The following is a 5,887-nucleotide window of genomic DNA, read 5'->3' on the forward strand; positions in this document are numbered from 1 at the left end:
CCAGGGCGTACACGATGCTGCCGATTTCCTTGGGGTCGGCTTCGTTGATTTCGTCCAGACACAGGCAGGTGTCATTGAGCGCCGCCGCCGCGCCTTCCAGGCCGTTCGCCGTGGCCCGCCACGTCCGGCGGAAGGTGTCGCTACCCCACACGGAACAGCCGACGTTCAAGGCTGTGGTCTTGCCGGTGCTGGAATCGCCCACCCAATGCAGCCCGCCGGAGCGACCTCAGTTTTGGGTGTTCTGCATATTCTTAATTTGGCTTTCCGCATCCGTCCTAATACTAAATTCCACCCTTCGGGATGCTTCCCGATTTTCCTGCTCCGATGGCTGGCCGGAACATGGTGATTTTTTCTCCCCGCACAACAAATGGCTGGAAGATAATCCGATGGCGGTCATTTTTGAGCGCACCCAACCAACTTCTTGTATGGTATCCATTAAAAGAATATGGTTGAGAACCGACATGGCCCTATCTTGGGAAAGGCTCATGTTTTTAAGATAAATCGACTTTTTACACGATTCGCTATTGGCATCCATCTGGCATTCTGGCAATTTGTTACTCCATTCGCTGGATGTATGGCCCTCTATGCGAATTTCGTAAACAGTTTCCTTGAAATTGCGGATTACATCTAAATAGCGGGGGACAAATTGATTCAACATAATTTGAAATTCCAGTGGAATATCGGACTTGCCAGTTTCAAAGCCATTCTCGGAATTTTCTAAAATAAATGCCAAAGTGCCTTTATCAATCCTAGCATTCCATTTTTTTAAATCCTCAGAAAACTCTTTAACCAGCGCGATATATATTTTTTCCCTCATATCAAAATAATTGCCAGCCGTCTGTCGATAGTGAGTTAACTCACCGCGCAATTCGGAAATTTCAGCATCTTTATCCTTCATGCTCCCTTGGCGCAGCATTAGCACCACCAGCACTAATGTAAAAACCAGCATCATCGCTGCCATCGCATCCGCAATGGATAAAGAATACACATTATTATCATCAACATTCATGGCGGCACATTATAACTTTGGGGTGTTGATATAAGCGTTAATAATGCTGGTTGCAAGTTTATCAATTTCTTTGAAGTATGCCTCCAAAAGCTTGTTGGTGCGTCGCAGGCGTTCCTCAATGGAATCGTCAAAATCGCTAATCAAATCATCTATAATCGGTCTCAAATCGTTTATTGCGGCCCGCAATTCCGTATTTTCTTTTGCTATCGCCCCTTCCAATACATTCACGGCTTGTACAAGATTATGTGTGCTGTCATTAAGTTGCCGTAAAGTCGTTGGCGCCCATTGGTTGATGGCGGTAACGGATAAGCCCAAATCTTTGGTGCCCTGAGTTAAAGCGGCTTCGGTTTTTGTGAGCAATCCAATCACATTATTCAAGGCACCTACCATACCATCAAGCTTGGAAAACATGACGGGTATATCGCCCAAAGAGTCCCGGATTTTATTGGCGGATTTTTCTTGTTGTTTCAAAGCACTAGCCTGAGCCTTAAGGGCAGACGTCCATGTCTGGGAATGAGCCTGTGCTTCCATATTGATGGATTGGATATGCTCGTTGATCAGAGATATCCGATCATCGATCTGATCCAGAAAGGATTTCACGTTGTAGGTGGTAGATTCAATGGCTTGTATTTGCCCATTAACTGATGTTTTCCAATCCTTTAATTGTTCTCTCAAGCTATCGGATTGATCCGCAAGCGCCTCGGTCGGTGCTTTCAGCAAGGTTCCGATGTTGTCCGTGATAGCCTTGAAACTACTTTCAATACCATCCTTCAAGCTGGCTTCAAGGTTGACGCTGAGCGAGAACATAACGTCCCTAACGTATTCATTATGAGATTTATAATACTGCCTGTCCCAACGAGCGCACAGACTTTGGATTTTTTGCTCAAGATCATTGAAAACCCATTTTTCATATTTTGAGAACACTAAAGACCAAAACATTCCGACCACGGAAGTCAAGAACGCCGCTTTCACCGAAGCGAATAGTTGTTTCATGCCTGCGGCGGGGTCCGCATTGCTCAAAATATTTTCAATCGACCACAGGGTCATGGAAAAGCCAATGAATGTTCCCAATACCCCCAAGCCTACGAGAAAACTCGGCATCGCCAAATAGAAGCGTAGGTTTAGGCTGGCGTCTTTGGATACGCTTTGTAGATTGACGAAATCTGCTGTTCGGGCAAAGCTGGTATCCTGAGTCAAACCGTGATACTTGCCTATGGTTTCGCGGTGTCTATCTAGCGCGGGGATTCGGTTGGCACCTAAATCTTCATAAAACTTCTGCCGATACCGATACAGCTTGATCAAATAAATAACTGCATACAAGGATACCGCCGAAACCCAAATAATAATAAAAGCGGTTTCAAAACTCATCGGGTGGTCGCCAAGTGCTGGATAAACGATTGGATAGAGTTAATCCCTTTTTTTAATAGCTGCTCGACCTGCGGTGTTAAGTAGGTCTGATCCGCTGTGGGCAAGCCTGCGGTTATGAGTAAACTATAAATGGTTTCCCCCCAATCCTTGGCGGAGGGGCGCAATCGAGGGCGGCGGAAACCCATATCGAACGCCCGTATGAATAACTCTTTAAGGACTGAATCTAGGTGGTTGAAATCAAGATGGGGAGATGGGAGCGCATGTATGTCATGCCGTTTGCTGCCATGTACGAACAAGCCTTGCTGAATCGCTTCGGTAGGGGTGGTGACATCCGCATAATCCCCCTTGAAACTCGCGGAATAAGGATGCAATCCCAGCAACAATTGATAAAAAATAACAGCTATGGAAAACCTATCCCAGGATTCCGGGATGCGGTCCCTGTCTGGTTTGAGGGTGGTGGCCTCTGGGGGGGTATACTCGGGCGTCGCCACTTGCGCCCGGAATAAAACATCCTGATCGTCCATGATTTGGATCGAATCCAAATCAACGATGGCTATTTTGGCGTCATGGGTGAGCAATACGTTTTGTGGTTTCATATCAACCAGCACATAGTTGCCCGATGCATGGATACTGTGCAAAGCGCCAGCGATATTGACGATAAGTTTCAAGCGGGCGATGCGTCCCGCCGGGGTAGCCCGGTCGAATTTGGCGGCGAGCCATGAGGGGGATTTGAGGCTTGGCTTTGATAAACAGGCTCCGTAAAGCGAGGCGCTATCCGGCCATGCCGACGGCATCAGGAAGCCGAGAAACCGTCTGCGATTGGCGTCATCGAATATGATATCGACAGGCCAGCAAACCATGAGTCGCTCACGACGTAAGTCAGCGGGTGGGCAGCGCACCATAAACTCAAGTTTTTTGTGGCGGTCTTCATTACGGTATTTGTCGAAATAGAGTTTCGCGCAATGATCATGCAAGCCCACAGGCGGGTGTATTAATTTATGCACCGCCCCTTCACCACCTTTGGCGAAGGGTTGGTGATTAATTTCTAGTTTGCCGAAGCGTGGGGAATATACTATCGGCATGGTTTGAGAATGCCAAAAATCATGGTTTTGTCGTCACATTCCAATTCGAATCCCCGCGTACCGACCTCAATGAATTCGCGCCATTCCTCATCCAATTGGACCTGTGAATATCCCTGTTGCTGTAATTCGAATAACTGCGTCCGCAGCGGCTCGAAAAACGGCGGATAAGGGTCATTCAATTGGATGTAAACCCCGTTCTCCTCGTCGTATCGGTTGATTTGAAAAGCATGGTTTTCGCAACCGTCGGACATCAGCGTAAAGCCGGTAATGGGTTCGTCGAATAGATGGCAACCCAGAAATGCCGGGTTTTCCCGCCACAGGTTCGAGGTGATGAAAATCGTTTGATTGGCCTCCTCGCCCTTGAAGGGGGTCATCGCCGCCCGCCAAATCCCTCGGCCATCACGCAGGGCGGCGCGACCATCGCCAATGTGGCAAATCAACATGCCGTGTGGGCTATAAACCACCACGATCACTGTACAGGCCAACGCCTTGAAATCTCGGTGGGCCACCTCGGCGACGCGGCGTAAAAACTCAGTGGTTTTTAGCAATAGCCCGTAGCTGACGGCCCGCCATTCATCCAGGCTGGAAGGAAGCCGCCAGTCCGCAGCGAACATATGATCCTTGAACAAGTGCGCAGCCCGGTTGGCTGCCAGCCATGCACCCAGTTGGGAGTCCTTGGCGCTTCCTGCACCGTCACACACCACTGCGACCCCGTGTTCGGCATCGACGGGGATGAGCCGGTGGGCATCTTGGCAAGGCAAGCCGTTTTTGACGTGCTGCCGACCGATGGCCGAATGCGCCAGTAGTAACCATGTCGCCTGAACGGACTCGCTTGCCGGGGGAGGGGCGTTCATGGTGTCGCACTAAACCTGAAAGCCGTTTATCCAGTTATCGGCCTTGGGCAAAGCCACCCTATCGCCTTCTATCGAACCGGAAACCACCGCCATGCTGGCGCTCATCCATTCAAAAAACTCGTGGAATTTTAGTCCCTGAAGCAGGAACGGACCGACCGGTTGTCCCTCCAGCGAGGAGGATATGCTGCGCAGCATGTTCATATCGGCCCCTTTGACGCCCACCGCCAAGAACATGAATTTTTTGCCACTCATCCCTTCTTGTATCTCGCGGGCCAAGCCTTGCGCGTCTTGTCCCTGGTCCGGTGCGCCATCCGTGATGAGCACAATCCAGGGGCGCAAGTATTGCTGGCCGGTTTGTCGATACCATTGTTTGCGGTCTTCCACCAGGCGCAGGGCTTCCCGCACTCCATCCACCAGCTTGGTGGTGCCGCCAACGATCAGTTCAGAGGGGCTGAAGTTATCGACCAGTTCGGGGGATTGAACGACCTTCACCCGGTCATCGAAGGTCACGATGGCAACCTCCAAGCGCTGCGAAGTGGTCTCGTTGTTTTGTATTTCTTCGTGAAAGCTTTTGAGGCCGCGATTCAATTCCTTGATCGGTTCTCCGCCCATAGAGGCGGACACGTCCAGAACAAAACAACATATTGTTTTTGTCTCAAAATTGCGTGGTGATTCAGCCTTTAGAGCCATATTTGTTTCCTAATTGATGAGTTGAGATATGTCGGAAAGCTGTGTTTCCGTCGCCAGCGCGGGGAACAACGCTCGCAGTCAGAATGCGGCCATAGCCGTATTCCATTTGTTGGCAAAAGAATAAGCCGGAGTGGCTGGTGGATGCTATAGATAACACTGAGCCGTCTCCACTCCATCAAGACGCTGACAAAATAATACACTTATCCCGGAAGAATCGCTTAGGATTGGCCCGCCCCGATCCGTCATGTTACGCGACGCCGGAGCGTGGGAACGATCAATAGCAGATGATTGGCAGCAATTAACTAATCAGGACAATCTCACGGACAATGATGAGCCAAAACCCGACTTGCCATAAAACCCCATCCAATCACCAACAAGCCACCCCATGAAAACCACCCTAGAAATCGACTGCCCCCCGGAACTACTGCTCGGCCTGCACCTCAACGCCGAAGGCTTCGCCGACTACCTCAAGCGCCAAGCCGCCATCAGCCTATTCAAGGAAGGCAAGCTCTCCTCCGGCACCGCCGCCGCATGGCTGGGCATGGGCCGGGTGGAATTCCTCCGCACCGCCTTCGACGCCGGAGCCTGCCTGCTGGATGACTCCGCCGACGACTTCGCCCGCGAAACCGCCCTGCTGTGATCGTTTTCTCCAACACCACCCCCATCATCGCGTTAAGTGCCGTGGGTCGGCTCGACCTGCTGCCGCAACTGTTCCAGCGCGTTCATCTGGTCGGCGAAGTCATCGACGAGTGCAGGGCGGACGGTCCCATCCAAGTGCCCGACCTCACCCGGTTGCCGTGGGTTGAAGCCGTTCAATCCACGCCGCCGCTGCACTCGACCGTCTTGCTGGAACTGGATAAGGGCGAAAAGCACACCCTCGACAT

The 5,887-nt window shown here is 50.9% G+C and carries 7 protein-coding genes and 1 pseudogene; 2 read left to right on the forward strand and 6 right to left on the reverse strand.

Features of this window, described 5'->3' with window-relative positions:
- From ACXWUF_RS16810 to ACXWUF_RS16835, 6 genes are all read right to left on the reverse strand, one after another.
- On the reverse strand, window positions 1-202 hold a 202-nt coding region (locus ACXWUF_RS16810; protein ID WP_458503313.1), incomplete at its 3' end, for a DUF927 domain-containing protein.
- A gap of 24 nt (window positions 203-226) precedes the next feature.
- Window positions 227-1,009 (reverse strand): OmpA family protein, encoded by a 783-nt coding sequence (locus tag ACXWUF_RS16815; RefSeq protein ID WP_458503314.1) that lies wholly within the window; start codon window positions 1,007-1,009, stop codon window positions 227-229.
- Window positions 1,010-1,018: 9 nt separating this feature from the next.
- The gene (locus ACXWUF_RS16820) at window positions 1,019-2,377 is read right to left on the reverse strand and encodes a hypothetical protein (protein WP_458503315.1); all 1,359 of its coding nucleotides are present in this window, start codon (window positions 2,375-2,377) and stop codon (window positions 1,019-1,021) included.
- Window positions 2,374-3,459, reverse strand: a complete 1,086-nt coding sequence (locus tag ACXWUF_RS16825) for a protein kinase domain-containing protein (protein WP_458503316.1) — start codon at window positions 3,457-3,459, stop codon at window positions 2,374-2,376. The genes ACXWUF_RS16820 and ACXWUF_RS16825 overlap by 4 nt, the downstream gene beginning before the upstream one ends.
- Window positions 3,450-4,313, reverse strand: coding sequence for a PP2C family serine/threonine-protein phosphatase (locus ACXWUF_RS16830; RefSeq protein WP_458503317.1), 864 nt, complete (start codon window positions 4,311-4,313; stop codon window positions 3,450-3,452). The genes ACXWUF_RS16825 and ACXWUF_RS16830 overlap by 10 nt, the downstream gene beginning before the upstream one ends.
- 9 nt (window positions 4,314-4,322) lie before the next feature.
- Window positions 4,323-5,003: a vWA domain-containing protein gene (locus ACXWUF_RS16835; RefSeq protein WP_458503318.1), complete on the reverse strand. Its 681-nt coding sequence runs from the start codon at window positions 5,001-5,003 to the stop codon at window positions 4,323-4,325.
- A gap of 385 nt (window positions 5,004-5,388) precedes the next feature.
- Here ACXWUF_RS16835 and ACXWUF_RS16840 point away from each other — a divergent pair, with 385 nt between their 5' ends.
- A complete protein-coding gene (locus ACXWUF_RS16840) occupies window positions 5,389-5,643 on the forward strand; it encodes a UPF0175 family protein (RefSeq protein WP_458503319.1) in 255 nt (84 codons plus the stop codon).
- Window positions 5,640-5,887, forward strand: a pseudogene (locus ACXWUF_RS16845) (hypothetical protein); the annotation flags it as partial. The gene ACXWUF_RS16840 and the pseudogene ACXWUF_RS16845, both read left to right, overlap by 4 nt.

Source organism: Methylomagnum sp. (assembly GCF_054333355.1).